Origin of the sequence: Blastococcus sp. TML/M2B, assembly GCF_016612865.1 — a bacterium.
In the GTDB taxonomy this organism is placed as follows: Bacteria; Actinomycetota; Actinomycetes; order Mycobacteriales; family Geodermatophilaceae; genus Blastococcus.
Genome location: NZ_JAENZZ010000001.1, coordinates 118,052 through 144,448 on the forward strand (window position 1 = coordinate 118,052; position 26,397 = coordinate 144,448).

The window sequence follows — 26,397 nt, forward strand, 5'->3', positions numbered from 1 at the left end:
GCCCGAGTGTGCAGATCTCGTGGAGGTCAGCGGAGGTGCCGGACGGCGGCGGCGAGGGTCGGCAGGGTGAGCCGGCCGTCGGCCAGCCCGAGGTCGACGACGTCGTCGAACACCCGCTGCTCGGCCGCGGCGGCGCGGAACGCGGCGTCCATGATCCGGGGCCAGCGGCTCAGCCGGGACGCCGCCGACGAGTGCCGCAGGTGCCGGCCGAGCCGCCGCTGCAGCGCCCGCCGGTGGGCTCGCCCGGCGTCGGCCCCGTGCACCGCCGCCGCGCCGGCGAGCGAGCCGGAGAGGACCGCGTAGAAGATGCCCTCGCCGGTGAGCGGGTTGATCAGCGAGGCGGCGTCGCCGGCCAGCAGCACGCGGCCGTCGGGTTGCCGCGGCCGCTGGGTGGACAGCGGCAGCCGGTGCGCCCGCAGCCCGTCGGGCTCGACGCCGGGCAGCAGCCGGTGCAGCCCTTCGACCAGCGCGGCGCGGCTCGCGCCGCCGGACACCAGTTCGCCGTAGCCGACGTTGGCCCGGCCGTCGCCGAGCGGGAAGGACCACGCGTAGGCCGGCCAGCGCTGCTCGGTGGTCGCGATGACCTGCACGCCGCGCTGCCCGGGGAGCTCGGGGGCGTAGCCGCGCAGCGCCACGGCCATCCGGTCCGGCTCGTTGGGGGCCAGGCCCAGCGCCCGGCGGACGACGGACTCCGCGCCGTCGGCCCCCACGACGACGTCCGCGCTGAGCACGCCGTCGATCTCCACCCGGTCGGGGTGCGCGGTCAGCCGGCGCACCTGGTGCCGCCGCAACTCGGCGCCGCCGATGAGGGCCGCGTCGAGGATCCGCGCGTCCAGCACCGCGCGCGGCACGACGTGCGCGGGCCGGTGCAGCGCCCGCTCGACGGCCGCGCCGCCGGGGGAGCGCAGCCGCAGCCGCGGCACGGCCGGGTAGCCGTCGGTGAGCGCGGCGGGGTCCACGCCGAGGCCGGCCAGCACGTCGAGCGCCTCGGGTGCGATGCCGTCGCCGCACACCTTGTCCCGCGGGAAGTCGGCGCGGTCGAGCAGCAGCACCCGGGACGACGGCGCCGCTCGCCGGGCCGCCAGCGCCGTCGCCGCTCCCGCCGGTCCGGCCCCCACGACGACGACGTCCCAGTGCTCCACGGCAGCGACGCTAGGCACCCGGCGTCCCCACCGCCCGCCCATCCCCCGGACTTTCTGTACCGAAAGTCCGCCCCGCCCTGGGACTTTCTGTACCGAAAGTCCCTCTCAACCCCGGACTTTCTGTACCGAAAGTCCCCGGGCTAGGTCCTGGCGAGGGCGCGTTCGGCGGCGAGCAGCGCCCGCCAGCCGTCGCGGTCGTGCTGGACCGGCCGGGTGGCGGCGATGAAGTCCAGAAGCACCTCGACGAAGCGGTCCGGCCGGGCGAGGTGCGGCCAGTGCCCGGCGTCCGGGAACACCTCGACCCGGGCCGAGGGCACCCGCTCCCGGATCGCCTCGGCGTGCGCCACCGGCACGATCGGGTCGCGGCTGCCCCAGATGACCAGCATCGGGATCGCCTCGGCCAGGTACAGCCGGTCGATGGCGGTGACGCACTGGCCGCGGGTGTCGACGACGCTGCGCAGGGTCCGCAGGAACGCCCGGCGCGCCTCGGCGTCGGACAGCGCCAGCATCGCCTCGCCCGCCTCGGCGAGGTCCCGGCCGCGCTCCCACCCGACGGCCCGGCCGACGGCGTCCAGCGCGCGCACCCCGGCGCGCAGGGGGAGCGGCAGGTGGGTGAGCGCGGTCAGCACCGCCTCGCTGCCGGGCATCGCCGCCGCGCGCAGGGTCAGCGAGAGCTCCGGGCCCAGCCCGCCGCTGCCGACGAGCACGAGCCGCTCGCAGCGCTCGGGGAACTGGTAGGCGAACTGCAGCGCGATCCCGCCGCCGAGCGAGTGCCCGACGACGGTGGCCTGCTCGATGTCGAGCACCGAGAGCAGGTCGCGCATCCCGTTGGCGTAGCCGGCGACGGAGTAGTCGCCGCGCGGCTTGTCCGAGGAGCCGTGGCCCAGCAGGTCCGGCGCGATGACGGTGTGCGAGGCGGCGAGCCGCTCGACGACGCCGGCCCAGGTCTGCGCGCTGTTGCCGATGCCGTGCAGGAGCAGCAGCGGCGGGCCCTCGCCGGCGCGCACGAACGCCCGCCGGTGCCCGTGCACCACCCGGGTCTCCCGCGGCAGCGGCGTCGTCGGCATGCCCCAGTGCAGCACGGCCCTGTTGCCGCCGGGTTACGCCAACCGCAGGGACTTTCTGTACCGAAAGTCCCGTCCATCCCCGGACTTTCTGTACCGAAAGTCCCCTGGGGAGGGTGGGTCAGGGGCGGGGTGGCGGGTGCTCGGCGCTCCACTTGCGGGCCGGGTGCTGATAGCCCTCGACGAAGCGGAGCAGCTCCGCGGCGTCCTGCACGACGCCGAGGGCGTCGAGGCGGGCGGCGTCGAGGTAGCCGTCGTCGACCATCCGCTGCAACTGGCCGACCAGCGGCTGCCAGAAGCCGTCGACGTCGACCAGCGCGGTCGGCTTGGCGTGCAGGCCGAGCATGCCCCACGTCCAGGCCTCGAAGAGCTCCTCGAGGGTGCCCGCGGCGCCCGGCAGCGCGACGAAGGCGTCGGACAGCTCGGCCATGACCGCCTTGCGCTCGTGCATCGTCTGCACGACCTCGAGGCGGGGGAGGCCGGTGTGCGCGACCTCGTCGTCCACCAGGTGCTGCGGGATCACGCCGATGACCTCGCCGCCGGCGGCCAGCGCCGCGTCGGCGACGACACCCATCAGCCCGACGTCCCCGCCGCCGTAGACGATGCCGACGCCGGCCCGCGCGAGGTCGGCGGCGAAGGTCGCCGCCGCCTCGGCGTGCGTTGCGGGACCGGCGTGCGACCCGGTGAAGACGGCGACGCGCAAGGGGTCAGCCGCCGTAGTAGCGGTACACCGGCTCCGCGATGCAGACCGGCTTGTCGCCGCCCTCGCGCTCGATGACGCAGGAGAAGGTGAGCTGCTTGCCGCCGGCGATGTCCTCGATGTTCGTCAGCGTCGCGGTCAGCCGGACCTTCGAGCCCACGGGCACGGGGGAGGGGAAGCGGACCTTGTTCAGGCCGTAGTTGACGCCCATCACCGTGTCGGTGACCCGCAGGACCGAGCCGAACAGCGGGACCAGCAGCGACAGCGTCAGGTAGCCGTGGGCGATCGGGCCGCCGAAGGGGCTCTCCTTGGTGGCGCGCTCGGGGTCGACGTGGATCCACTGGTGGTCGCCGGTGGCGTCGGCGAACAGGTTCACGTGCTCCTGGGTCACCTCGTACCACTCGCTGGTGCCCAGCTCGGTGCCGACGAGCCCGGGCAGCTCGGCCATGGTCGTGGTGGTGCTCATGGGTGGTCCTCCGTCGGGAGCGCTGACGTTGTCCCCTGGAACCTACGTCCTCGCCCCGACCGGTTCCCGACCACGCCCGGTTCTGGCAGCCTGCACCGCGACCACCGCCCGCGTCCGGTCCCGGCGGGCCCGTCCACCCGAGGAGCAGCCATGACCGCAGAGGTCGCACCGGACGCCGTCGCCGCCTACGGGGCCGCCTGGGTGGAGCCGGACGCGACCGCGCGGCTGGCCCTCCTCGAGCAGGCCTGGGCGACCGACGCCGTCTACTCCGACCCGCTGGCGCACGTGGCCGGGCGCGCGGCGCTCGCCGACCACATCGGGCAGTTCCAGGCGGCCATGCCGGGCGGGCGCATCGCCGTGACCAGCGAGCCGGTGCGGCACCACGACAGCGCCTTCTTCCGGTGGTCCCTCACCGACGCCGACGGCGCCGTCGTCATGACCGGCTTCGACGTCGTCCAGCTGGACCCGGCGGGCCGCATCGCCCGGCTCACCGGCTTCTTCGACAGCGACACCGGGACGGCGCCCGCCGCGTGACGGCCGGAGCCGGCCGGTGAGGTTCACTGGGCGGGTGTTCGCCTCCACCGACGGCTGGACCTCCTGCGCCCTGGGGCACCAGCACTGGGGCCGGGCGGGCGCGGCCGGGCTGTTCCTGCACCGCGACGGTGTCGACGGCCCGGAGGTGCTGCTCCAGCACCGCGCCCTGTGGTCGCACCACGGCGGCACCTGGGGGACGCCGGGCGGCGCGCTGCACGCCGGCGAGGACCCGCACGTCGGGGCGCTGCGCGAGTGCCGGGAGGAGCTGGGCCTGACCCCCGCCGACGTCGTCCTCGGGGCGCGCTCGGTCGACGACCACGGCGGCTGGGCCTACACGACGGTGCTCGCCCGCCCCGCCCGGCCGATCGATCCGGCGGAGCTGCGGCTGGACGGCGAGAGCGACGGCGTCGCCTGGTGGCCCCTGGGCGGGCTGGACGCCGTGGCGCTGCACCCGGGTCTCGCGGCGTCCCTGGACCGGCTGGTCCCGCTGGTCGTGGGCGCGCCCGACACGCGCGGCTGATTGCGGAACAGGAGTAATACCTAACGCGGCTGGGCAGGGGCGGAGTCGATCCCGTACCCGAGGAGCCGCCGGTGTCCTCCGCCGCCCGTCACGCCGCCCCCGAGCCCGCGCCGCCGCGGACCGGTCCCGGAGCGACGACGCCGTCGGCCGACCGCCGCCGTGCCCGCGCGCTGCTGCTGCTCGCGCTGGTCTGCGCCGCGCTGCTGGTCGCCGCGCCGCTGGCGATCGTGCGCTCGTCCACGGCGGGCGAGCCGGCCGCACAGGAGTCCGAGGCGACCGACCCGCGGACCGGCGGGGACGGCGGACCGGGGAACGGCGCCACCGGGGACGGCGACGGAGCGGATGCGGGCACGGGGACGCCGCCCGCGGTGCCGGACGAAGGGACGCCGGGCCCCGGGACGACCGACCCGGGGACGACCGATCCCGGGCCGGCCGGGCTGGAGACGGCGGCAGAACGGGTGGCCGGTGCGCCGGTCGGCACGGGCACCGCACCCGGTGCGACGACGGGCGGCGGCAGCGGAACGGGCTGGACGCAGCCCGGCACCCGGCCGATCGAGGTCCTGCCCTCGAAGCCGGCGCCCACCCCGGCCGCGCAGCCGGGGCAGCAGCCGGCCCAGCCGCCCGTGCAGCAACCGGCCCCGCAGCAGCCCGTTCAGCCGCAACCCGCCCAGCCGCAACCGCAGCAACCGGTCCAGCCGCAGCCCGCCCCGCAGCCCCAGCCCCAGCCCGAACCCCAGCCCGACCCGGGCACCGACGCCGACGGCGTGCCCTGCCCCTGCCGGCTCGTCGACGGCGTGCTGGTCAGCCTCTCCCGGCTCGTCGGCGGCGTGCTCGCCCCGGTCGGCGGCTTGCTCGGCCGGTGACGCGACGGGCGGGCGGCCGCCGTCCCTTCGTAGGGTGCACCCCATGAGCGCCCGCGACGACGTCTCCGAGATCTTCGACAGCTCCGCGTGGCGGCCGGTCGAGGGGTTCGACTTCGCCGACATCACCTACCACCGCGCGGTGGACGCCGGCGTCGTCCGGATCGCCTTCGACCGGCCCGAGGTGCGCAACGCGTTCCGGCCGCAGTCGGTCGACGAGCTGATCACCGCGCTGGAGCACGCCCGGCTGTCCACCGACGTCGGCTGCGTGATCCTCACCGGCAACGGGCCCAGCCCCAAGGACGGCGGCTGGGCGTTCTGCTCCGGCGGGGACCAGCGGGTGCGCGGCAGGTACGGCTACGAGCACGCGCAGGGGTCCAGCGGCCGGCTGCACATCCTCGAGGCGCAGCGGCTGATCCGGTTCATGCCGAAGGTCGTGATCTGCGTCGTCCCCGGCTGGGCGGCCGGCGGCGGGCACAGCCTGCACGTCGTCTCCGACCTGACCCTGGCCAGCGCCGAGCACGCGCGCTTCAAGCAGACCGACGCCGACGTCGGCAGCTTCGACGGCGGGTTCGGCTCGGCCTACCTGGCCCGTCAGGTGGGGCAGAAGTTCGCCCGCGAGATCTTCTTCCTCGGCGAGGAGTACACCGCCGCCGACGCGCACGCGATGGGCATGGTGAACCGCGTCGTCCCCCACGCGGAGCTGGAGGCCACCGCCCTGGAGTGGGGGAAGAAGATCGTGGCGAAGTCCCCGACCGCCCAGCGGATGCTCAAGTACTCGTTCAACCTCATCGACGACGGCCTGGTCGGCCAGCAGCTCTTCGCCGGCGAGACAACCCGGTTGGCCTACATGGCCGAGGAGGCCGTCGAGGGCCGGGACGCCTTCCTGGAGAAGCGCGACCCGGACTTCTCGCAGTTCCCCTGGCACGTCTGACGGACTTTCGGTACAGAAAGTCCCGTCAGTAGGGGGACTTTCGGTACAGAAAGTCCCGGAGAGAAGCGACTTTCGGTACCGAAAGTCCCGGAGAGAGGCGGAGGCGCACGTGATCGTCGAGGTGGTGACGGGCGCGGACGAGCGGCCCGAGGCGCGGGTGGTCGACATCGACGACCTGAGCCGGGTCGTCCTGGCCCTGGGTCAGGTCACGGACGACGAGGCCGCGGAGGTGCTGGAGCGCTCGGGTCTGGGCCGGATGCAGGACGGCGGTGCCGCACTGCTGGACGCCGCGGCGCTGCGGGCGGCCGCCGAACCGCGGGCCACGGCGGCCGACTGGATCACGAGCTGGGACGCCATGGTGACCCGTGCGCGGGCCGAGGGACGGCTCTCCGACGACGGCGCGACCATCCGCGTGGAGGTGGAGTCCGCCGCCGGAGCGTGACCGCCGCGCCGCCCACCTGCACGGATGAATCCGAACTCGCCGGTAGGAACTGGGCGCTGGGTCATTGTGGTCACTCCACTGTCAGGCCAGTATGTCGCGGTGCACATCACCCGCGAGCGCGGAGACCGGTCGTGACCGGGACCCCGGGCAGACCCCTGAGCGCCGAGCTCTCCGAGCAGCTCCTGGCCGTGGCCGTCGACATCCTGGCCGAGGAGGGCTGGAGCCGGCTCAACAGCGACCGCGTCGCGGCCCGCGCCCGCGCCGGCAAGGCCGGGATCTACCGCCGCTGGCCCACGATGGCCGCCCTGGCACGCGCCGCCGTGGGGCGCTTCCGGCTGGTCGAGCTGCCCGAGGACACCGGCTCCGTCCGGGGCGACCTGCGCGCGCTGGCCGACCGGTGGACCGTTCCGCTGGACCGCGAGGAGAAGGCCGCCGCCAGCATCGTCGGCGCCGCCCGCTACGACGAGCAGCTGCGCGCGGGCCTGGACGAGGCCCTGGTCCGGCCGCTCACCGAAGCGGTCGCGACGATCGGCGAGCGCGCGCAGGCGCGCGGCGAGACCATCGAGGACGACCGGCTGGCGTTGCTCTACTCGGTGGTCGAGGCCTTCTGGTGGCAGCGCTTCACCGTGGCCGGCGACGGCGCGGTCCTGGCCGAGCAGGTGGACCGGGTCGTCGACGAGGTGCTGTGCCCGCTGGTGGAGCAGTCGGAGGACCTGCCGGTCGCCGTCTGACCGCGACTCAGCTCAGCTGACGCGGACGTGCGCGGCGAAATCGGGCGCGACCAGGTCGTTGATCGCGTCGGACCCGTCCTGCAGCCGGGCGAACAGCCGCTGGCCGATCTGCTCGACGGCGGCGGCCGCCTCGGCGGCACCGAGCCCCTCCATGATCCGCAGCCGGTTCTCGACGACGAGCACCCGGACGACGGAGAGCCAGATGGCGGCCGTCAGCGGCGCGGCGATCGCGGGGTGCAGCGGGCGGGTCGGGTCGTCGGGGTCGCTGCTCTCCCACGCCTCCAGCAGCGCGTCGGACAGCCGCCGCTCGGCGTCGAGGACGAGCAGCCGGTTGTACGTGCGCAGGGTCTCGGACGCCTGGATGGTGGCCCGGAAGGAGCGCTCCTCCGCGGAGCCCATGCGGCGGAGCTGGCCGGTCATGAACGTGAGCAGGTGGCTGCGCAGCGCGGTGAGCGGTGTGGTGCCGGGCTCGCGGTCGATGACCGAGCCCGCGATCGCCTCGACCCACGGCACCCGGCCGTCGAAGAAGAGCTCCTCCTTCGTGGCGAAGTGGTTGAACACCGTCTGGACGGCGACGTCGGCCTCGCGCGCGACGTCCGCGATGGTGACGCAGTCGAATCCGCGGGCGGCGAAGAGGCGGTGCGCCGTGGTGCGGACCAGCTGACGGGTCTGGGCCTTCTTCTGCGCACGACGATCCACAAGATCACTCACTGTATGGATACTAGACACCCAACGTATTCGGCGCTGCCGCCCGGGCGCCGCTACCGGTGAGACTCGCATCTCGTCACGGAGTGTCGCGGCGCACCCCGCCGGTCGGCTCCTGTGCGATCGTGCCGCAACCACGGTCCCGCGAGTGCCGGGCGCCGACGTCGAGCGGGGGAGTCGCAGGATGAGGACCAGAGCAGCGGTGATGCGGGCACCGGAGACCGACTGGGACATCGTCGAGCTCGACCTGGTCGACCCCGGCCCGGGCGAGGTGCTGGTCGAGATGGCCTTCGCCGGCATGTGCCACTCCGACGAGCACCTGCGGCACGGGCCCGGCGTCCGGCCGATCGTCGGCGGGCACGAGGGCTCCGGGGTGGTGCAGGCCGTCGGTGCCGGCGTCACCTCCGTCGCCCCGGGCGACCACGTCATCACCAGCTTCCTGCCGGCGTGCGGGCTGTGCCGGTACTGCGCCCGCGGGAAGTCCAACCTCTGCGACAAGGGCGCCACCATCGGCACCGGGCAGCTGCCCTCGGGCACCTTCCCCTTCTCGCTCGACGGCCAGTCGTTCGGCGGGTTCTGCATGGTCGGGGCGTTCGCCCGCCACTCGGTGCTCAGCGAGTTCTCCTGCATCCGGATCGACCCGTCGGTGGCGCTGGACACCGCGGCGCTGCTGGCCTGCAGCGTGCCCACCGGCTGGGGCTCGGCGGTCTACTCGGGCGGCGTGCGGCCGGGGGACACGGTCGTGATCGTCGGCCTGGGCGGGGTCGGCGCCAACGCGGTGCAGGGCGCGGTGCACGCGGGCGCGCTGCACGTCATCGGCGTCGACCCGGTGGCGATGAAGCGGGAGTTCGCCGAGTCGCTCGGTGCCACGGTGACGGTGGCCGGCGCGGAGGAGGCGGCCGAGCTGGCCCGCAGCCTGTCCCGCGGCACGGGCGCCGACGTCGTCGTCCTGACCGTGGGCAAGCTGACCGCCGAGGCCTACGCCGGTGCGATGTCCTGCCTGGGCAAGGCCGGGACGATGGTGCTCACCGCGCTCCCCGACGAGCAGAAGGACGGCCGGCTGTCCCTCAACGGGCCGATGGCGACGGTCTACGAGCAGCGCATCCAGGGCTCGCTGTACGGCTCGTGCAACGCCCGCACCGACATCCCGCGGCTGCTGCAGATGCACGAGGAGGGCCGGCTGGAGCTCGACCGGCTCATCACCCGCCGCTACTCCCTCGACGAGCTCAACCAGGGGTACCGCGACCAGGCGGCCGGCGAGATCGTCCGCGGGCTGCTCGTCCACACCGATTGAGGACGGCGGGGCGTGGGCAGCCTCGCGGCATGAGCTCCCCGCGCATCGTCGTCCTCGACGTGGACGGCACCCTGGTCGACACCAACTACCAGCACGCGCTCGCCTGGTACCGGGCGCTCCGGTCGCTGGGCGAGACGTTCCCGGTCTGGCGCATCCACCGGCTGATCGGCATGGGTGGTGACCAGCTGGTGTCCGCCCTCGGCGGGGACGAGGTGGAGCAGCGGATCGGGGACGCCGCCCGCGAGCGCTGGGTCGAGGAGGTCGACCCGATGATGGGCGAGACGGCGCTGCTGCCCGGCGCGCGAGAGCTCGTCGTGGCCCTGAAGGAGCGCGGGCACCGGGTCGTGCTGGCCAGCTCGGGCAAGCCGCACCACGTCGACCGCGCGCTGGACCTGCTCGACGCCCGCGACCTCGCCGACGCCTGGACCACCAGCGAGGACGTCGAGGCGACCAAGCCCGCGCCGGACCTGCTGCAGGTCGCGCTGAAGAAGCTGGGCGAGCCGGTGGACGCGCCGAGCGTCGTCATCGGCGACTCGGTCTACGACGTCGAGGCGGCGAAGAACGCGGGGATGCCGGCGATCGTCGTGCGCTCCGGCGGCTTCGGGGACGACGAGCTGCGCGACGCCGGGGCCGTCGGCATCCACGACACCCCCGCCGACCTTGTCGCCGCCCTGGACGACCTCGACCTGCTCTGACGGTTCCGCCCACATCGGCGATCCGGGGCCCATGGAGCGCGGGAAGGCCCCACATCGCCGATGTGGGCGGCACGGGGCGCGGGAACGCCCCACATCGCCGATGTGGGGCGGCTGGCGGGTCAGGAGGCGGCGGAGGTCCCGCGGCCCAGCCGGCGCAGCATCTCGTCGGGGTGGTCGGTGATGACGGCGTCGACGCCGAGCTCGCGCATCAGGTCCATGTCGGCGGTCTTGTTCACCGTCCAGACGTGCACCTGCTTGCCGGCGGCGTGGGCGTCGGCGACGAAGCCGGGGTCGGCGCGGATCACCGCGACCGCCGGGCCCAGGGCGGTGGCGTTGCCCTGCAGCAGCTCCCGGCGCACCGGTCGCAGCCGCTTCCCGATGAGCTGCACGGTGGGGATCCCCGGCGCCAGCTCCGCCATCCGCCGCACCGCGAGCTGCGAGAAGCTCATCATCCGGACGGCGGGGCGCCCGGCCCACTCGACCGGGCGGCCGCCGGTCAGCAGCCCGTACCGGCGCAGGCTCTCGACCAGCGCCTCCTCGACCTTGCGGGTGTGCCGGGTCGGGTGCTTGGTCTCGATCGCCAGGCGCAGGCTGCCCGGCGTCGCGGTGATGTACTCGAGCAGCCGGTCGAGGGTGAGCACCAGCCCGTTCTCGAGGTCGGGCTCGTCGGTGACCGAGAGGATCTCGTCGTCGGCCCAGCGGCTGCGGCCCCGCGGCTTGCGCGCCCCGAACTGGTACTGCTCCAGCTCCTCGAGGTGCAGCGCGGAGACGACGCCGCGGCCGTTCGACGTCCGCCGGATCTGCCGGTCGTGCACGCACACCAGCACCCCGTCACGGGTCAGGCGCACGTCGCACTCGACGGCGTCTGCGCCGACGGCCGCGGCCTGGCGGTAGGCGGCGAGCGTGTGCTCCGGCGCCTCGGCGGTGGCGCCGCGGTGGGCGACGACCTCGACGGCGGTCAACGGGGGAGGGCGGGATGAACGACGAGCACGGGTCGATCCTCCCCGTCGTCGCCCGGTCACGCGAGAGGGCAGGCCGGAGGGGCGGAAATGGCCCTTTCTGCCCCGGGGGGTCAGCCGGCGAGGCCGGCCGCGCGGGCGCGGTACTCCGGCACGGTGAGCATCGGCGGCCGCTCGTCGAGGGCCACCGCGGTGCTCCGGGGCACGAACGCCGCGCCGTCGTGCCGGTACTGGGTGAGCAGCCCGCCGGCGGCCGGCGCCGTCCCCGCGCGGGCCAGCACCGTCGCGACCACCTGCCCGGCCATCGCGCCGAGCGCCTCCTGGCTCTGCGAGCTGTGCCGGCGCTCCCCGAGGTCGACCTGGGCAAGCGCCCCCAGCCCGACGAGCTCCAGCAGGTCGACGAGCAGCCCCACCTCGACGCCGTACGCGCCGGCGAACGGCACCCGCTCCAGCGCCGACCGGCGGCCCGCGTACTCGCCCCCCAGCGGCTGCACGAACCCGGCCAGCTCCGGCCACAGCGCGTTGAGCAGCGGCCGCGCGGTCAGCTCGGTCACCCGCCCGCCGCCCGACGGCGCGCTCACGCCGTCGATCTCCAGCGGCCGGGTGTAGCAGCCCTTCACGAACTGGACCGTGGGATCGGTCAGCAGCGGGCCGAGCAGCCCGGGCACGAAGTGGGCGACGTCGCCGCGCAGGTCCGAGTCCAGGAAGACGACGACGTCGCCGGTGGTCGCGGCGAGCGACTTCCACAGCGCCTCGCCCTTGCCGGGGCGGTTGCCGTGCGCGGGCAGCACGTCCGCGGTGGCGACGACGTCGGCGCCGGCGGCGCGGGCGACGGCCGCGGTCGCGTCGGTGGAGTCGGAGTCGACGACGAGCAGCTCGTCGACCAGCGGCGTGCGGTGCACCCACCGCGAGGCGATGTCGGCCACGAGCGGGCCGATCGTCGCCTGCTCGTCGCGGGCGGGCAGGACCACGCTGACGCGGGTGCCGGTGCGCCGTTTCGCGGTCAGCAGGGCCTCGGCGTCGATGGCGGCGAGGGTGCGGGCGGACGTGGTGCGGCTCCGGAACCAGGCTCGGGCGTCGGGTCGCACGGCCTCACTGTCGACCACGATCCCGCTTCGCACCACTGCCCTGTGAGGCTGTTCACCCGCCCGCCGCCCCGCGGTCACCTCCGCAGCGCCGCCCCGTCCGCGTCCAGCGCGCGCCGGCTCTGCTCGCCGACGGCCGCCCCCTCGCCGTCGGGCTCGGGGTGGCCCAGGTCGGTGAGCCAGCCGCGCAGCACCCGGTGCAGCTGCTCGGCGCCGACCACCTCGCCGGGCGCGGCCCAGTCGGCGGGGTGGGCGAGGAAGGCGCGCTGCTGCGGCCCGCCCAGCCCGCCGTGCGAGCCGACGTGCGGCTCGAAGGCCGGCACGCCTCGTCGGTGTCGGGGTCGTAGCGGCTGTTGATGAGCAGGTCGGGGCAGTGCGGGAAGGACGACGTGCGGGCGACCAGCGCCGCCGCGTGCGGGCCGTAGGGGAGCAGCGGGTCGGTGCCCTCCACCTCGCCGGTGCGCAGCCGGTGCACGCCTTCCCGCCCGAGGACGACGGGGCCGGACTCCGCCGACTGCACGAGCACGAACCCGACGCCGTCGTGGTCGACCAGGCCGGGCAGGAGGTCGGGCCAGCGCTGCTCGATCTCCTGCAGCGTCGCGCGGCCGGGGATGCCGGGGAACGACACCGACGCGCAGTGCCCGGAGACCGCGCACACGACCCCGGGGGCGACCTGCGGCACCTCCGCCGTCCCCGGTCCGGACGGCGGGCTGCCGGGGGCGGCGTCCTGCACGCGCTGCTGCAGCCGGCGGGCGATCGGCCCACCCTCGCCCATCGCCGCGCCCAGCAACCAGCCCTCCGCCGTCCGCCGGCTGTCCCGGGGGCCGGAGAGGTGCCGCTTCCGGGGGACCACGGGGGCGCCGCACAGCGAGCCGACGAGCTCCTCGACGGAGTAGCCGAACCGGTCGGCGAACGACCAGCCCTGGGTCTGCCCGTGGTCGGAGAGCAGCACCAGCGCGTACGGGCGGGGGGCGAGCGCGGCGGCGCGGTGCAGGCGGCCGATCTGCTGGTCGATGCTGCGCAGCACCTCGAGGGTGTCGGCCCGCTCGACGCCGGAGTGGTGGGCGACCTCGTCGTAGCCCACGAAGTCGGCGTAGACCACCGGGCGCCCGGCCATCATGTCCTCCAGCAGGCCTGCGACGACGACGTCGCGCGCCAGCACCGTCGTCCCCGCGCGGGCCAGCGGGTACAGCCCGCCGCGCGGCACCCGCGGGCGGACGTCGGCGCGCCGCTGCCGGGAGGCCGCGGTCAGCTCGCGGACGACGTCGGCCAGCGCCACCCCCAGCGTGCGGACGGCGTTCACCGGATTGGCGAAGTAGGCGTAGTAGCCCGCGCCGACGCGGTCGCGCCCGCGGCGCCGCCGCCGCGCCCCGGCCGGGACGACGTGCGCCAGCGAGCTGAGCGTGAGGCTGACGTGGCGGGCGTCGCCGGTGAACAGGTTGCCGCGGCCGGCGCCGTCGCCGGCGAGCAGGCCGCGCCCGTCGGAGTGCCGGCGCTCGATCTCGGCGGCGTCCCGCGGGTTGGAGACCTGGACCAGCCGGTCGCGCTCCTTCTCGTACCAGCGGAAGGCGGGCACGTCGTGGTTGGAGCCGTGCAGGATCCCGCAGACGCTGGCGCCGGTCTGCGAGCTCCAGTCGGTGTGCCACGAGGTGAGCACGTGGCTGCCGGCGCGCAGCCAGGCGGCCAGCGTGGGCATCGAGCCGTCGCGGACGGCGCGGCGGGCGGTGTCGTGGCCGAGCCCGTCGATCTGGAGGAACAGCACGCCCGGGGGGAGCGGCCCGGCGGCGGGGGAGCCGGCGGCCCGGCGGCGGGCGCGGCGGAAGAAGACCTCGTCCTCGTCGACGGCGAGCAGGCTGTTGATCGCCCCCGAGACCCCGGCCATGGCCACCACCACGACGACCGAGGTCCCGAAGCTGGTCACCTCGACGCCGGGGATGGCGTTGAAGAGGGCCAGCACGCCGGCGCCCAGCAGCAGGAAGCCGCCGAGGCCGAGGGTGAGGAAGGCGACGGGCAGGGCGATCCGCAGCACCAGCGGCCAGACGCCGGCGGTGAGCACGCCGAGCAGCAGGGCGGCGACCGGCGGCTGCCACCACGAGCGCATCGCGAACCCGTCGAGCCAGGTGTCCAGAGCGGCGAGGGCGCCGGTGGCCAGCGCCCAGGTGAGCAGGACGCGGGCGATGCCGCGGCCGGCCCGCAGCAGCCGGCCGCCGGGAGGAGGCGCGGTCACCGGGCGTCGCTCGGCGCCGGCTCGGGCTCCGGATCGAGCTCGGGGTCGGTCTGCGGCTGGGGAGCCGCCCGCCGCCGGCGGCGTGCCCCGACGGCGTTGAGCAGGAGGCCGACCAGCAGCACGAGCAGCGTCGCGATGAGGACGGCGACCAGCGGGGAGTCGAAGACGCCGCCGCTGAGCACGCCGAGCAGCGCGTAGGCCAGCGCCCACAGCAGGGCGGCGCAGAACTGGGCGGGCAGCAGCCGCTTCCACGGGTAGCTGAGCGCGCCGGCGGCCACGAGCACCGGGATCCGCCCGGCGGGCAGCAGCCGGCCGACGACGAGGATCTGCCAGCCGTGCCGGCGGAACTGGTCGCGCACCTCCGCCAGCCGCTCGGTGTGCTGGCCCCGCACCACCCAGCGCACCGCGGCCGGCCCGCCGGACCGGCAGACCGCGAAGGTGATCAGGTCGCCGAGCAGCGCGGCGAGGGTGGCCAGCGCCAGCACGGTGGGCAGGCCGAGGTCGTTGCTGCTCATGGCGAAGGCCGCGGCCGAGCCGACCACGGCGCCCGTGGGCACCACCGGCACGATCGAGCCCAGCAGCACGCCGAAGAACAGCAGCGGGTAGCCGACCGTCGAGGCCTGCGTGGCGGCGGCGAGCGTGCTCACGGCGCCACCCCCGGCAGCAGGGGCACCGGGTCGCCGGGCCGGGCGACGACGACGTCGGTGGCCAGGCCGCGCGCGGCGACCTCGCGGGCGAAGGTGAGCGGCGGCTCGACCAGCAGCCGGCGCATGCGGGCGCGCAGCGGGGTCGGCAGCCGGGTGGCGCCCATCGGCGCGAGCGTGCCCCAGTGCACCGGGACGGCGATCCGCGGGCGCAGCCGGGCGACGGCCTCCGCGGCGTCGGCCGGGTCGAGGTGCCCCGGCCCGAGGTCGGCGCCCCAGCCCCACACCGGCAGCACGGCGACGTCGACCCCGCGCTCGCCCAGCAGCTCCATCCCGCCGTGCAGGGCGGTGTCGCCGCTGAGGTAGACGGTGGAGCCGTCGCCCTCGAGCAGGTGGCCGACGGCGCCGGCGTCGGGGCCGCCGGTGTAGCGCGGGCCCCAGCGGTGGCCGCTGTGCGCCGCGTGCACGCCGGTGATCCGCAGGTCGCCGTCCGCCAGCGTCTCGCCGGCGCCGAGCTCGTCGACGCGGGCGAAGCCGTGCCGGCGCAGCCAGCGGCCGGCGCCGCGCGGCACGACGTACCGGGCGCCGGGGTCGAGCAGTCGCAGCGAGCGCAGGTGCAGGTGGTCGGCGTGCAGGTGGCTGAGCAGGACGACGTCGACGCCCTCGCGCAGCGCCGGGTCGGGCACCGGCACCACGCGGCGCAGCGGGCCGACCGAGGCGGTGAGCAGGGGATCGGTCAGCACGGTGCGCCCGGCCAGCTCGACGCGCACCGTCGAGTGGCCGAGGAAGTGCAGCCGGGGCGATCCCACGCGCGCCAGTATTCGCCGGGGCGGGGACGGAACCCAGCGACCCGGCCCCGAACGGGGGAGTTCCCCCAGGCAGAACCAGGGTGAACCCGCCCCCCCAGGGCAGAAATGGCCCTTACTGCCCTGAAGGGGTCAGGCGGTGGGGACGGCGGTGAGCAGGCGGGCGACGTCGCCGGGGCTCAGGTCGTGCGGCAGCGCGCGCCCGTGCAGCAGCTGGACACCGGCGTCGAGGGCGGCCTCGCGCAGCGCGGGGCTGGTGATCCCGCCGGCGACGACGTCGACGCCGAACTGCTCGGTCGTCCGCACGATGGCGGCGAGCACCTGGAGCGCGCGGGCGGTGTCCTCGCCGCCGGCGAGCGCGCCGAGGTCGACCCGGACGAGGTCCAGCGGGGTGCGGGCGAGCAGCGCGTAGAGGCTGTGGCCCATGCCGTACTCGTCCAGGCAGAGCCGGACGCCGGTGCCGCGGATGGCGCCGAGCTCGGCGACCAGCTCCGCCGACGAGGTCAGCAGGGTCTCCTCGGTGAAGGAGACGACGAGCCGTCCGGGGGTCAGGCCGGAGGCGGCGAGCGCGGCGGCGACCTCGGCGGCCAGCCCGTCGACGGTGACGTGCCCGGCGTTCAGGCTGATGACCAGCCCGATCCGCGGGTCGGGCAGCTCGGCGATCGCGGCGCAGGCGGAGGTGAGCAGCCAGGACTGGAGGTCGGCCGACCGGCCCTGCTGCTCGGCGGCGGCCCAGATCTCCGCGCCGCCGAGGACGCCGAGCTCCGGGTGGACCCACTGCGGCGCGGCGTGCACCAGGTCGATGCCGCCGTCGGGCCGCAGGACCGAGTCCAGGCGCAGGCCCATCGTGCCCTCGGCGCGGGCGGCGTAGTACTCCGCGAAGGTGGCGGCGCCGCTGCCCGGGCGGGTGCCGGCGCCCACCCGCACGCAGCCCTTGCCGGCGGCCTTGGCGGCGCGCAGCGCGGCGTCGGCCTCGCGGAAGGCGGCCTGCCCGCCGGCCGGGCCGAGCGCGGCGACGCCGACGCTGGCGCCGACGGCGAAGGTGTGCGCGTCCACGCGGTGCGGCATGGCCATGACGACGACGATGCGGGCGGCGACCTCCTCGGCCTCGGCCAGGCTGCCGGTGGCCAGGACGGCGAACTCGTCGCCGCCGAGCCGGGCGACGAGGTCGCCGTCGCGGACGACGGTGCGCAGCCGGCGGGCGACCTCGACGAGCAGCTGGTCGCCGGCCTCGTGCCCGGCGACGTCGTTGACCGCCTTGAAGCCGTCCATGTCGAGCACCAGCAGGCAGCGCTCACCGGCGGCGTCGGCGGCCATCTCCTGGAACAGCATGGCGCGGTTGGCCAGCCGGGTGAGGTGGTCGGTGTAGGCCATCCGCTCGAGCTCGCGCTCGCGACGCCGGCGGGTGGTGACGTCGCGCAGCTGGAGCACGCGGCGGCCGCTGCCGGGGCGCTCGGAGGTGGTGGCCTCGAGCTCGCGGAGCTCCCCGCCGGGGCCGGGGACGGCGAAGTGCAGCAGCGCGCCGCCGGCGGGCACGCCCTCGGCGGCGCTGCGGACGGCGGCGCGGTCCTCCGGGCGGACGACGTCGAGCAGCGAGACGTCGTCGTCCTCGATGCCGAGCAGCGTGCGGGCGGCGGGCGAGGTGAACAGCAGCCGGTACCCGTCGTCCATGATCGCGATGCCGTCGGAGCTGGCCTCGACCAGCCCGCGGAAGTCCTCCTCGCTGCGCACGAGGTCCTCGCTGACGCGGCCGTCCTCGCGGATCCGCAGCACCAGGCGCAGGGCCATGAGCGCGAAGATCACGCAGCAGCCGAGCTCGGCGGCCGAGGACAGCGCCTGGCGGTTGGCGACGGCGAGGCCGAGCGCGAGCGGCAGCCCGGCCATGGCGGCGACGACCAGCGACATGCCGGCGGCCGACACGACGGGGGCCGAGGCGCGGGCGCTGCGGTCGGCGCTGCCCAGAGGGGCCTGCTGGATGGCCAGGGCGCAGGACACGAGCGCGAGGGCGACGGCGGTGTCGGAGGCGGCCGTCCACAGCGGGGAGGGCGCGACGATGGCCATGGCCTCGCACCCGGCGGCGGTGGCCTGGGCGGTGACCGCGGCGATCATCGTGGTGGCGGCCCGGCGCAGGTCGCGGGTGGCGACGGTGCACAGCGCGCCGGCGCCGCCGAGCATGACGGCGACGTAGCCGCCGTAGGCGAGCACCAGCGTGCGCAGGTCCTCGGGGGCGTCGGCCGGGTTGACGAACGGCGTCCGCAGCACCTCGGTCATGACCAGCAGCGCGGTGCTGGTGAGCAGCCCGTCGACGACCAGCGCCGTCCACCGGGTGCGGATGACCCGGCGCGCGAGGAAGGCGCAGGTGACCAGCGGGGAGGTGGCGCCGGCGAGCAGCACGACGTCGTCGACGCCGAACGCGTCGAACGCGGGGCCGGGGAAGGAGCCGGCGAGGAACTGGGCGACGGCGAAGCACAGCGTGCCGACCAGCAGCGGCCACCAGGGGCGGGCGGCGAGGCGGTCCATGCGCCGGAGGCGGGACCACAGCATCGTGGCGCTGCTGAGCGCGACCGAGCCGAGCACCAGCTCGTCCCACTGCATGCCGGTGCCGTCGGGGGCGCTGAACGGCACGGCGAGCAGCAGCCCGACCAGGCCCAGGCCCAGCGTCGCGCGCAGCTGGTGCGGGAGGTCCCGCAGCCCGGTCACGGCCGGACCGCCGGGGCGTCGTCGGCGCGGGTGGGATCGGCGGCGTGGAGCACGCCGTCGACCAGCGCGTCGCGCTCGAGCGGGCGGGAGAGCAGGAAACCCTGCAGGTAGCGGTGCCCCATGTCGCGCAGCAGCGCGAGGGTGGCGGGGGTGGTGACGCCCTCGACGATGACCGGCAGGCCCAGGCTGGTGCCCAGCTGGAGGACGGCGCGGCACATGGCGCGGCGGGCGGGGTCGTGCTCGACGTCGGCCAGGAAGTACTGGTCCATCTTGAGCACGTCGACCGGCATCCCGACCAGGTAGGCCAGCGAGGACCAGCCGGTGCCGAAGTCGTCGACGGCGATGCGGACGCCGAGCGTCCGCAGGGCGCCGAGGTCCTCGATGACGTGCGCGTCGTCGAGCAGCACCGACTCGGTGATCTCGACGAGCAGCCGGGAGGGGTGCAGGCCGCTGGCCTCGAGGGCGGCGACGACGTCGGGCACGAGCTCGCCGCTGCGCACCTGGCGGGCGGAGACGTTGACCGCGACGGAGAGCTCGGTGTCGTCCAGGGCGGCGACGGTGCGGCAGGCCTCGAGCAGCACCCAGCGGCCGACGTCGACGATCAGCGGCGACTCCTCGGCCAGCGGCACGAACTCCAGGGGCGAGACGTCGCCGAACTCGGGGTGCTGCCAGCGCAGGAGCGCCTCGACGGTGACGGTGCGGTGCAGGACGGCGTCGACGACGGGCTGGAAGACCAGCCGCAGCTCGCCGCGCAGCAGCGCGCCCTCGAGGTCGGCGCGCAGGGCGCTGCGCCGGTCCTGCTCGCTGCGGAGGGCGTCGTCGTAGCGGTGCACGCAGCCGGCGCCGGCGCGGCGGGCGCTGCGCAGGGCCAGGTCGGCGCGGCGCAGGGCCTCGCCGGGGTCGACGTCGGCCTCCAGCCGGCTGACGCCGGCGGCCGCGGTGAGCGGGAGGGTGGCGTCGGTGGTCACCAGCGGGCCGACGGTGGCGATCAGCCGGGCGGCCACGACCTCGGCGTCGGCGACGCTGCCCTGGACGACGACGACGAACTCGCCGTCGGTGGTGCGGGCCAGCCAGTCCTCGCCGCGCAGGACGCGGGCCAGGCGGGCGGTCAGCGCCCGCAGGACGGTCGCCTCCTCGCCGGGGGAGAGGGCGTCGGGGCCCCAGCCGCTGATGCCGACGACGGCCATCGCCGAACCGGCGTCGGCCGGCCCGCGCTGCACGGCGCCGAGGCGGCGGACGAGCGCGGCGCGGTTGGGCAGGCCGGTGACCGGGTCGGTGAGGGAGAGCTCGAGCAGCTCGGAGCCGTCGCCGGGGGCAGGGGCGCTCGGGCTCACGTCGCGGCAGTGCAGGACCAGCGCGCCGATGCCGTCGACGCCGCGCAGGTCGCGGACGGTGGCCTGGACCAGCTTCCAGCCGTCGTCGGCCTGGCGGACGCGGGCGGTGCGGACGGCGGACTCGCCGTCGCCGCCGAGGGCGGCGAACAGCGCGGGGCGGTCGTCGGGGTGCACGGTCTCGGCCAGGCGCAGGCCGGTGAGGTCGGCGTCGCCGAGGCCCAGCAGCGCGCCGGCGGCCTCGGAGGCGAACGTGACACGCAGCGCGTCGTCGACGATGACCACCGGGTCGGCGCTGCTGCGCACCAGCGCGTGCAGGGCGTCCTGGCTGCGCACCAGCGCGGCGGCCAGCCGCCGCCGGCAGCGCACCAGCCGGACCTGCGCCGTCAGCACGACGGCCAGGCCGCAGGCGAGGACGACGACGGTGGTCACCCGGGTGTTGTCGGTCCACCGGCCCGGGCCCCGTAGCGCGCGGCCGCCGTCCTCACCCGGCCGGGGGAGAGCGCTTCCCCGGACGGCGTCCGGTGTGGTGAGCGCCGTCACCGACCTACCGTGCCCAGCCGTGGACGCGACGACAGCACCCCGCATCCGGCCGGCGACGGCGGAGGACCTCGCGGCGGTCGCCGCCGTGTACGCGCACCACGTCGAGCACGGCGTCGCCACCTTCGACCTCGAGGCGCCGGGCACCGCCTGGTGGGCGGCGAAGCTCGCCGACCTCGACAGCGCCGGATGGCCGTTCCTGGTCGCCGAGGACGACGGCGAGCTGCTCGGGTTCGCCTACCTGGCGCCGTGGCGGATCAAGCCGGCCTACCGGCAGACGGTCGAGGACACGATCTACCTGGCGCCGGGCCGCACGGGGCGGGGCACCGGGCGTGTGCTGCTGGGGGAGCTGCTGGCACGCGGCCGGGTGGCGGGCGTGCGGCAGGTGATCGCGGTGATCACCGACAGCGGCGACCCCGCGTCGCTGGAGCTGCACGGCCGGTTCGGCTTCGTCGAGGCCGGGCGGCTGCGCGCCGTGGGGTTCAAGCACGGCCGCTGGCTGGACACCCTGCTGGTGCAGGCCGACCTGACCGGGCCCGCCCCGGCCTGATCCGGCCGCCGGGGTCTTGCGGATCCCTTGCGGAATCCTCCAGCCCGGCGTGCGGGTGGGCCGTCACGGTGGGAGGCGCAGGACAGCGCAGTTCCGTCGAGGTCGTCTTCGAGGCCACGCAGCGCGACGGCGCGGCGCGTTGAGCACTGCTCGACCGCCGGCCGGCGAGCCGGGGTTCCGGAGGGGTCCGAGACTTCCGGTACTGGCAGTTCCCATCGGGGCGACCACGGGGTGCCCCGATGGGAACTGTGACGGCTCGGGTGCGGTGTGCACCGCCCGTCACACCCGTCCCAACCGCGAGGCGCCGATCCCGCGGGAGTCGTAGCTTCGTCCCCTGCGACGGACGAAGGGGGACGCCATGGAGCACCAGCTACCGCAGGCCGAGGGCGTGCGCCGCTACCTCAGCATCGGCTTCTGGCTGTTCGCCGCCGGTGCCGCCGCCGCGCTGGGCCTGGACCTGGACGGCGACGTCCTCGTCTGAGCGGGCGAAAGCCTCTTGCCGGGGGCGTGGAACAGGGAGATCGTCCGCGCATCGGCACGAGGAGGTGCGCGATGCCGTGGTGGGCGTGGGTCGGGATCGCGCTCGGGTGGGTGCTGCTCGCGATCGTTGCGGCCGTCTTCCTCGGTGCGTCGGCGACGGTCGTCCGCAAGGAGGAGGAGCGGGTTTTCCGCTTCCACGACAACGAATCCGCCGACTGGGCCGGCGGCACGTCGTCGGAGGTCCCCGACCGCTGGAGCCGACCGGCAAGATGACCTCGTGCTCCGCTGGTTGGTCGCCTTCATCGCCGCCGCGGTGCTCACCGCTTTCGCGTTGCTCCTGCTCAACGGGCAGTACCGGGTCGAGGGCGAGGTGCTGGTCACGCTCTGGGACGACCACGGCATCCACCGCGGTGACGTGCTGGTCGCCGGCGGCTGGCTGATCGGGATGATCGCCGTCGCGGTCCTGGCGCTCGAGCGCCCGCGCGACTGAGCCACCGCACGCCGTCGTCGCGCCGGATCGCCGGCCCGGTGGCAGCATGGCGACGGTGAAGACGTGGCTCGACAGCTGGCCGGTGTACCGGCAGCTCACCGGCGCGGACCCGTTCGGGCGCGGCGCGGCCGCGCGCAGCAAGGCGACCGACGCGACGGTGTCGCGGACCGCCACCGCGGACCGGGTGGTGAAGACCGTCTGCCCGTTCTGCGCCGTCGGCTGCGCGCAGAACGTGTACGTCAAGGACGAGCAGATCGTCCAGATCGAGGGCGACCCGGATTCGCCGATCAACCGCGGCCGGCTCTGCCCCAAGGGCAGCGCCACCAAGCAGCTGGTGACGAGCCCGACCCGCGTGACCACCGTGAGGTACCGCCGTCCCTACGGGACGGAGTGGGAGGACCTCGACCTCGACACGGCGATGGAGATGATCGCCGACCGCGTGCTGGCCGCCCGCGAGAAGGGCTGGCAGGTCGAGGACGGCGGCAAGCGCGTCAACCGCACCATGGGGATAGCGAGCCTCGGAGGGGCGACCCTCGACAACGAGGAGAACTACCTCATGAAGAAGCTCTACAGCGCCATGGGCGCGATCCAGATCGAGAACCAGGCCCGGATATAGCACTCCTCCACGGTGCCCGGTCTGGGTGCCTCGTTCGGCCGTGGTGGCGCGACCAACTACCTGGAAGACCTCGCGAACTCCGACTGCATCGTCATCGAGGGTTCGAACATGGCCGAGTGCCACCCGGTGGGCTTCCAGTGGGTCAGCGAGGCGAAGGCGCGCGGCGCCAAGATCGTGCACATCGACCCGCGGTTCACCCGGACCAGCGCGATCGCCGACCTGCACGTGCCGCTGCGCATGGGCACCGACATCGCGTTCCTCGGCGGGCTGATCAAGTACGTCCTGGACAACGAGCTGTACTTCAAGGACTACGTGGTCGCCTACACCAACGCCGCGGCGCTGGTGAGCGAGGACTTCGTCGACACCGAGGACTTCGACGGCCTGTTCTCCGGGTTCGACCCGGAGAAGAGCCAGTACGACGAGACCTCGTGGTCCTACGACCCGGGTGAGCAGGACTCCGCCACCGAGCACCCGGGCGAGGCGGCCTCGCAGGAGGACGAGGAGGACTCCCCGGAGGTCCAGGCGAGCGACCGCGGGCAGACCCACGGCAGCGGCGGCCCCACGATCCCGAGCAAGCCGCACCGCGACGAGACGCTGCAGCACCCGCGCACGGTGTTCCAGGTGCTCAAGCGGCACTTCGCCCGCTACACCCCGGAGATGGTGTCCGAGGTGTGCGGCATCGAGCCCGAGGTGTTCGAGCAGGTCGCGCAGTGGGTGACGGCGAACAGCAACCGCGACCGGACGACGGCTTGGGTGTACTCCGTGGGCTGGACGCAGCACAGCGTGGGCGCGCAGTACATCCGCACCTGCTCGATCCTGCAGCTGCTCCTGGGCAACATCGGCCGCCCCGGTGGCGGGATCATGGCGCTGCGCGGGCACGCCAGCATCCAGGGCTCCACCGACGTCCCCACGTTGTTCAACCTGCTGCCCGGCTACCTGCCGATGCCGCACGCCGCCCAGCACAGCTCGCTGGAGGAGTACGTCGCCGACGCCGCCGGCAAGGCCGGGTTCTGGGGCAACAAGCGCGCGTACATGACCAGCCTGCTCAAGGCCTGGTGGGGCGACGCGGCGACGGCGGAGAACGACTTCGCGTTCGACTACATCCCGAAGATCAACGGCGACCACAGCTCCTACCGGACGATCGCCGACATGATCGAGGGGAAGGTCTCGGGCTACTTCCTGGTCGGGGAGAACCCCAGCGTCGGGCACCCCAACGGCCGGATGAACCGGTTCGGCCTGGCCAACCTGGACTGGCTCGTCGTCCGGGACCTGCAGATGATCGAGTCGGCCACCTTCTGGCAGCAGGGCCCCGAGCACGAGACCGGCGAGCTGGCGCCGGAGACGATCGGCACCGAGGTCTTCTTCATGCCGGCGGCCACGCACGTGGAGAAGGAAGGCACCTTCACCCAGACCCAGCGGGTGCTGCAGTGGCGGCACAAGGCGGTCGAGCCGCCGAACGACGCCCGCAGCGACCTGTGGTTCTACTACCACCTGGGCCGGATCCTGCGGGAGCGGCTGAAGGACTCGACCGACCCGCGCGACCGGCCGCTGCTCGACCTCACCTGGGACTACCCGGTGCACGGCGAGACCCAGGACCCGGACGCCGCCGCGGTGCTGCGCGAGATCAACGGCGTCGGCCCCGACGGCCGGGCGCTGTCGTCCTACCTGGAGATGAAGGACGACGGCTCGACCAGCGGCGGCTGCTGGATCTACTGCGGCGTCTACGCCGACGAGGTCAACCAGGCCGCCCGCCGGAAGCCGGCCAAGGAGATGGGCGTGGCCGGCTCCGAGTGGGGCTGGGCGTGGCCGCTGAACCGCCGGATGCTCTACAACCGCGCCTCGGCCGACCCCGAGGGCAGGCCGTGGAGCGAGCGCAAGGCCTACGTCTGGTGGGACGAGGAGGCCGGCGAGTGGACCGGCAAGGACGTCCCGGACTTCGAGAAGACCAAGCGCCCGGACTACGTGCCCCCGGAGGGGGCCAGGGCGCAGGACGCGCTGGCCGGGACGGACCCGTTCGTCATGCAGGGCGACGGCAAGGGGTGGCTGTACGCGCCCGCCGGGCTGGTCGACGGCCCGCTGCCGACGCACTACGAGCCGGTGGAGTCCGTCGTCGAGAACGCGCTGTACTCGATCCAGGCGAACCCGACGGTCGAGCGGATCCCGGGGCCGTGGAACCGGGAGAACCCCTCGCGCAGCGAGGTCTTCCCGTTCCAGGTGACCACCTACCGGCTCACCGAGCACCACACGGCCGGCGGGATGAGCCGCACGCTGCCCTACCTGTCCGAGCTCCAGCCGGAGTTCTTCGTCGAGGTCAGCCCGGAGCTGGCGCGGCTGCGCGGGCTGAGCAACGGCGAGTACGCGACGCTGGTCAGCTCCCGGACGGCGATCGAGGCGAAGGTGCTGGTCACCGAGCGGATGCGGCCGATCCGGCTGCGCGGCGGCCAGGTGGTGCACCAGATCGGCATGCCGTACCACTGGTCCTACGCGGGCATCTCCACCGGCGACTCCGCGAACGACCTGCTGGGCATCGCGCTGGACTCGAACACCCACATCCAGGAGGACAAGGTCAGCACCGCCGACATCGTCCCCGGACGGCGCCCGCGCGGGCCGGAGCTGCTCGAGTTCGTCGAGTCCTACCGCCGCCGGGCCGGGGTCGAGTCCGGCCGGGTCGGGGTCAACGGCCGCGACCCGGTGGACGCCGACGCGGGCGAGGGGTCCCGGCTCTGATGACCCACGAGACGAAGGGCGCGGCATGACCTCGATCAGCTCCGTGAGCGCGGCCTTCACCGGCCGCGACCGCGGCAACCGGCTCTACGGCCCGGTGCCCGACGTGACCGAGCAGTCGGGGTACGCCGAGGAGCACCCCAAGCGGGTCGGCTTCTTCACCGACACCTCGGTGTGCATCGGGTGCAAGGCGTGCGAGGTGGCCTGCAAGGAGTGGAACACCCTCCCGATGGACGACTCGCACGGCGTGAAGGACGCGCTGGGCCTGTCCGGGATGTCCTACGACAACACCGGGCAGCTGGGCGCCAACTCCTGGCGGCACGTGGCGTTCATCGAGCAGAGCCGCGCGGTCGACCTGCCGATGCCGACGTTCGGGCGGCCGGGCGACGACCGGCACGACCACGGCACCTCGGTGGCGGGCAGCGGCGACCTGAACTCGACGGCGACGGCGCAGGCCAGCGTGCTCAACGCCGAGGCGCTCACCGAGTTCGACCCGCAGACCGGGCAGACCGGTGCGGACAAGCAGGTGCGGTGGCTGATGAGCTCCGACGTCTGCAAGCACTGCACGCACGCCGGCTGCCTCGACGTCTGCCCGACCGGAGCGCTGTTCCGCACCGAGTTCGGCACCGTCGTCGTCCAGGGCGACATCTGCAACGGCTGCGGCTACTGCGTCGCCGCCTGCCCCTACGGCGTCATCGACCAGCGCAAGGACGACGGCCGGGTCTTCAAGTGCACGATGTGCTACGACCGGCTGACCGACGGGCTGATGCCCGCGTGCGCCACGGCGTGCCCCACCCAGTCGATCCAGTTCGGCGACCTCGACGAGCTCCAGGAGCGCGCCGACGCGCGGCTGGCCACGCTGAAGGCGCAGGGCGTGGAGACGGCGCGGCTGTACGGGCGGGACGAGGACGACGGCGTCGGTGGTGACGGCGCGTTCTTCCTGCTGCTCGACGAGCCGGAGGTCTACGGCCTGCCGCCGGACCCGATCGTGACCACCCGCGACCTGCCGGCGATGTGGCGGGCGGCGGGCAAGGCCGCGCTGATGATGGTGGGGGTCGCCGCGACGGCGATCCTGGGCTCGCGGCGGGGCGCCCGGTGACCGGCGGCATCACCAGCCCGGGGGCCGGGTGGCGGCAGGCGGACCGGGGCCCGGCGACG

25 protein-coding genes and 1 pseudogene are annotated in these 26,397 nt (G+C 74.9%); 14 read left to right on the forward strand and 12 right to left on the reverse strand.

Annotation, left to right across the window (positions count from 1 at the left end):
- Nucleotides 1-26: 26 nt before the first annotated feature.
- The 4 genes from JKP75_RS00545 to JKP75_RS00560 form a co-directional block, all read right to left on the reverse strand.
- Nucleotides 27-1,142, reverse strand: a complete 1,116-nt coding sequence (locus JKP75_RS00545) for an NAD(P)/FAD-dependent oxidoreductase (RefSeq protein WP_200489617.1) — start codon at nt 1,140-1,142, stop codon at nt 27-29.
- A 140-nt stretch (nt 1,143-1,282) separates the two neighbouring features.
- Nucleotides 1,283-2,224 (reverse strand): alpha/beta fold hydrolase, encoded by a 942-nt coding sequence (locus JKP75_RS00550; protein ID WP_309229389.1) that lies wholly within the window; start codon nt 2,222-2,224, stop codon nt 1,283-1,285.
- Nucleotides 2,225-2,327: 103 nt separating this feature from the next.
- Entirely contained in the window at nt 2,328-2,909 is a 582-nt protein-coding gene (locus JKP75_RS00555) for a TIGR00730 family Rossman fold protein (RefSeq protein WP_200492669.1), read from the reverse strand.
- A gap of 4 nt (nt 2,910-2,913) precedes the next feature.
- Nucleotides 2,914-3,372 (reverse strand): MaoC family dehydratase, encoded by a 459-nt coding sequence (locus tag JKP75_RS00560; protein WP_200489615.1) that lies wholly within the window; start codon nt 3,370-3,372, stop codon nt 2,914-2,916.
- A 150-nt stretch (nt 3,373-3,522) separates the two neighbouring features.
- On the opposite strand from JKP75_RS00560, the gene JKP75_RS00565 reads away from it, so the two are divergent.
- The 6 genes from JKP75_RS00565 (at nt 3,523) to JKP75_RS00590 (ending at nt 7,393) form a co-directional block, all read left to right on the forward strand.
- A complete protein-coding gene (locus JKP75_RS00565; RefSeq protein ID WP_200489614.1) occupies nt 3,523-3,906 on the forward strand; it encodes a nuclear transport factor 2 family protein in 384 nt (127 codons plus the stop codon).
- Nucleotides 3,907-3,922: 16 nt separating this feature from the next.
- A complete protein-coding gene (locus tag JKP75_RS00570) occupies nt 3,923-4,426 on the forward strand; it encodes an NUDIX hydrolase (RefSeq protein ID WP_309229390.1) in 504 nt (167 codons plus the stop codon).
- 71 nt (nt 4,427-4,497) lie between these two features.
- Nucleotides 4,498-5,289 carry a hypothetical protein gene (locus JKP75_RS00575; RefSeq protein ID WP_200489613.1) on the forward strand — a complete coding sequence of 264 codons (792 nt, stop codon included), beginning with the start codon at nt 4,498-4,500 and terminating at the stop codon, nt 5,287-5,289.
- Between the two features lie 43 nt (nt 5,290-5,332).
- Nucleotides 5,333-6,220: a 1,4-dihydroxy-2-naphthoyl-CoA synthase gene (locus JKP75_RS00580; protein ID WP_200489612.1), complete on the forward strand. Its 888-nt coding sequence runs from the start codon at nt 5,333-5,335 to the stop codon at nt 6,218-6,220.
- Nucleotides 6,221-6,329: 109 nt separating this feature from the next.
- Nucleotides 6,330-6,662: a hypothetical protein gene (locus tag JKP75_RS00585; RefSeq protein ID WP_200489611.1), complete on the forward strand. Its 333-nt coding sequence runs from the start codon at nt 6,330-6,332 to the stop codon at nt 6,660-6,662.
- 131 nt (nt 6,663-6,793) lie between these two features.
- Nucleotides 6,794-7,393 (forward strand): TetR-like C-terminal domain-containing protein, encoded by a 600-nt coding sequence (locus tag JKP75_RS00590; RefSeq protein ID WP_200489610.1) that lies wholly within the window; start codon nt 6,794-6,796, stop codon nt 7,391-7,393.
- 12 nt (nt 7,394-7,405) lie between these two features.
- Here JKP75_RS00590 and JKP75_RS00595 read toward each other — a convergent pair whose 3' ends face one another.
- On the reverse strand, nt 7,406-8,104 hold the full coding sequence (locus JKP75_RS00595; protein WP_200489609.1) for a TetR/AcrR family transcriptional regulator: 699 nt from the start codon (nt 8,102-8,104) through the stop codon (nt 7,406-7,408).
- A gap of 178 nt (nt 8,105-8,282) precedes the next feature.
- Between JKP75_RS00595 and JKP75_RS00600 the strand changes: the two genes are divergently transcribed.
- Nucleotides 8,283-9,392: an NDMA-dependent alcohol dehydrogenase gene (locus tag JKP75_RS00600; RefSeq protein WP_200489608.1), complete on the forward strand. Its 1,110-nt coding sequence runs from the start codon at nt 8,283-8,285 to the stop codon at nt 9,390-9,392.
- A gap of 29 nt (nt 9,393-9,421) precedes the next feature.
- On the forward strand, nt 9,422-10,087 hold the full coding sequence (locus JKP75_RS00605) for an HAD family hydrolase (RefSeq protein ID WP_200489607.1): 666 nt from the start codon (nt 9,422-9,424) through the stop codon (nt 10,085-10,087).
- Between the two features lie 119 nt (nt 10,088-10,206).
- Here the strand turns inward: JKP75_RS00605 and JKP75_RS00610 are convergent, their stop codons facing one another.
- From JKP75_RS00610 to JKP75_RS00640, 7 genes are all read right to left on the reverse strand, one after another.
- On the reverse strand, nt 10,207-11,049 hold the full coding sequence (locus tag JKP75_RS00610) for a glycerophosphodiester phosphodiesterase family protein (protein WP_200489606.1): 843 nt from the start codon (nt 11,047-11,049) through the stop codon (nt 10,207-10,209).
- Between the two features lie 110 nt (nt 11,050-11,159).
- Nucleotides 11,160-12,134: a glucosyl-3-phosphoglycerate synthase gene (locus JKP75_RS00615; RefSeq protein ID WP_200489605.1), complete on the reverse strand. Its 975-nt coding sequence runs from the start codon at nt 12,132-12,134 to the stop codon at nt 11,160-11,162.
- Nucleotides 12,135-12,186: 52 nt separating this feature from the next.
- Nucleotides 12,187-14,358, reverse strand: a complete 2,172-nt coding sequence (locus tag JKP75_RS23265) for a phage holin family protein (RefSeq protein WP_309229391.1) — start codon at nt 14,356-14,358, stop codon at nt 12,187-12,189.
- Nucleotides 14,355-15,005 (reverse strand): VTT domain-containing protein, encoded by a 651-nt coding sequence (locus tag JKP75_RS00625; RefSeq protein WP_200489603.1) that lies wholly within the window; start codon nt 15,003-15,005, stop codon nt 14,355-14,357. The genes JKP75_RS23265 and JKP75_RS00625 overlap by 4 nt, the downstream gene beginning before the upstream one ends.
- Nucleotides 15,002-15,811 (reverse strand): MBL fold metallo-hydrolase, encoded by an 810-nt coding sequence (locus JKP75_RS00630; RefSeq protein ID WP_200489602.1) that lies wholly within the window; start codon nt 15,809-15,811, stop codon nt 15,002-15,004. The genes JKP75_RS00625 and JKP75_RS00630 overlap by 4 nt, the downstream gene beginning before the upstream one ends.
- 129 nt (nt 15,812-15,940) lie before the next feature.
- Nucleotides 15,941-18,508 (reverse strand): diguanylate cyclase domain-containing protein, encoded by a 2,568-nt coding sequence (locus JKP75_RS00635; protein ID WP_200489601.1) that lies wholly within the window; start codon nt 18,506-18,508, stop codon nt 15,941-15,943.
- Complete coding sequence (locus JKP75_RS00640) at nt 18,505-20,382, reverse strand: bifunctional diguanylate cyclase/phosphodiesterase (RefSeq protein WP_200489600.1); 1,878 nt, start codon at nt 20,380-20,382, stop codon at nt 18,505-18,507. Before JKP75_RS00640 ends, JKP75_RS00635 begins: the two co-directional genes overlap by 4 nt.
- Before the next feature lie 19 nt (nt 20,383-20,401).
- On the opposite strand from JKP75_RS00640, the gene JKP75_RS23550 reads away from it, so the two are divergent.
- The 6 genes and pseudogenes from JKP75_RS23550 to JKP75_RS00670 all read left to right on the forward strand — a co-directional run bounded on the left by JKP75_RS23550 (nt 20,402) and on the right by JKP75_RS00670 (nt 26,338).
- Nucleotides 20,402-20,929, forward strand: coding sequence for a GNAT family N-acetyltransferase (locus tag JKP75_RS23550; protein WP_200489599.1), 528 nt, complete (start codon nt 20,402-20,404; stop codon nt 20,927-20,929).
- A gap of 358 nt (nt 20,930-21,287) precedes the next feature.
- On the forward strand, nt 21,288-21,410 hold the full coding sequence (locus JKP75_RS22300) for a hypothetical protein (RefSeq protein WP_255522502.1): 123 nt from the start codon (nt 21,288-21,290) through the stop codon (nt 21,408-21,410).
- Between the two features lie 71 nt (nt 21,411-21,481).
- Nucleotides 21,482-21,682 carry a hypothetical protein gene (locus JKP75_RS00650; protein WP_200489598.1) on the forward strand — a complete coding sequence of 67 codons (201 nt, stop codon included), beginning with the start codon at nt 21,482-21,484 and terminating at the stop codon, nt 21,680-21,682.
- Nucleotides 21,683-21,686: 4 nt separating this feature from the next.
- Nucleotides 21,687-21,899 (forward strand): hypothetical protein, encoded by a 213-nt coding sequence (locus JKP75_RS00655; RefSeq protein WP_200489597.1) that lies wholly within the window; start codon nt 21,687-21,689, stop codon nt 21,897-21,899.
- A 46-nt stretch (nt 21,900-21,945) separates the two neighbouring features.
- Nucleotides 21,946-25,242 (forward strand): annotated as a pseudogene (gene fdh, locus JKP75_RS00665) (formate dehydrogenase).
- Between the two features lie 25 nt (nt 25,243-25,267).
- The gene (locus JKP75_RS00670; protein WP_200489594.1) at nt 25,268-26,338 is read left to right on the forward strand and encodes a 4Fe-4S dicluster domain-containing protein; all 1,071 of its coding nucleotides are present in this window, start codon (nt 25,268-25,270) and stop codon (nt 26,336-26,338) included.
- The last annotated feature ends 59 nt before the right edge of the window (nt 26,339-26,397 follow it).

Excerpts from the sequence above, each read along its gene's own strand:
- JKP75_RS00560 (WP_200489615.1), bottom strand. The coding sequence starts at position 3,372 with ATGAGCACCACCACGACCATGGCCGAGCTGCCCGGGCTCGTCGGCACC.
- JKP75_RS00565 (WP_200489614.1), top strand. The coding sequence starts at position 3,523 with ATGACCGCAGAGGTCGCACCGGACGCCGTCGCCGCCTACGGGGCCGCC.
- JKP75_RS00580 (WP_200489612.1), top strand. The coding sequence starts at position 5,333 with ATGAGCGCCCGCGACGACGTCTCCGAGATCTTCGACAGCTCCGCGTGG.
- JKP75_RS00600 (WP_200489608.1), top strand. The coding sequence starts at position 8,283 with ATGAGGACCAGAGCAGCGGTGATGCGGGCACCGGAGACCGACTGGGAC.
- JKP75_RS00605 (WP_200489607.1), top strand. The coding sequence starts at position 9,422 with ATGAGCTCCCCGCGCATCGTCGTCCTCGACGTGGACGGCACCCTGGTC.
- JKP75_RS22300 (WP_255522502.1), top strand. The coding sequence starts at position 21,288 with ATGGAGCACCAGCTACCGCAGGCCGAGGGCGTGCGCCGCTACCTCAGC.
- JKP75_RS00650 (WP_200489598.1), top strand. The coding sequence starts at position 21,482 with ATGCCGTGGTGGGCGTGGGTCGGGATCGCGCTCGGGTGGGTGCTGCTC.
- JKP75_RS00670 (WP_200489594.1), top strand. The coding sequence starts at position 25,268 with ATGACCTCGATCAGCTCCGTGAGCGCGGCCTTCACCGGCCGCGACCGC.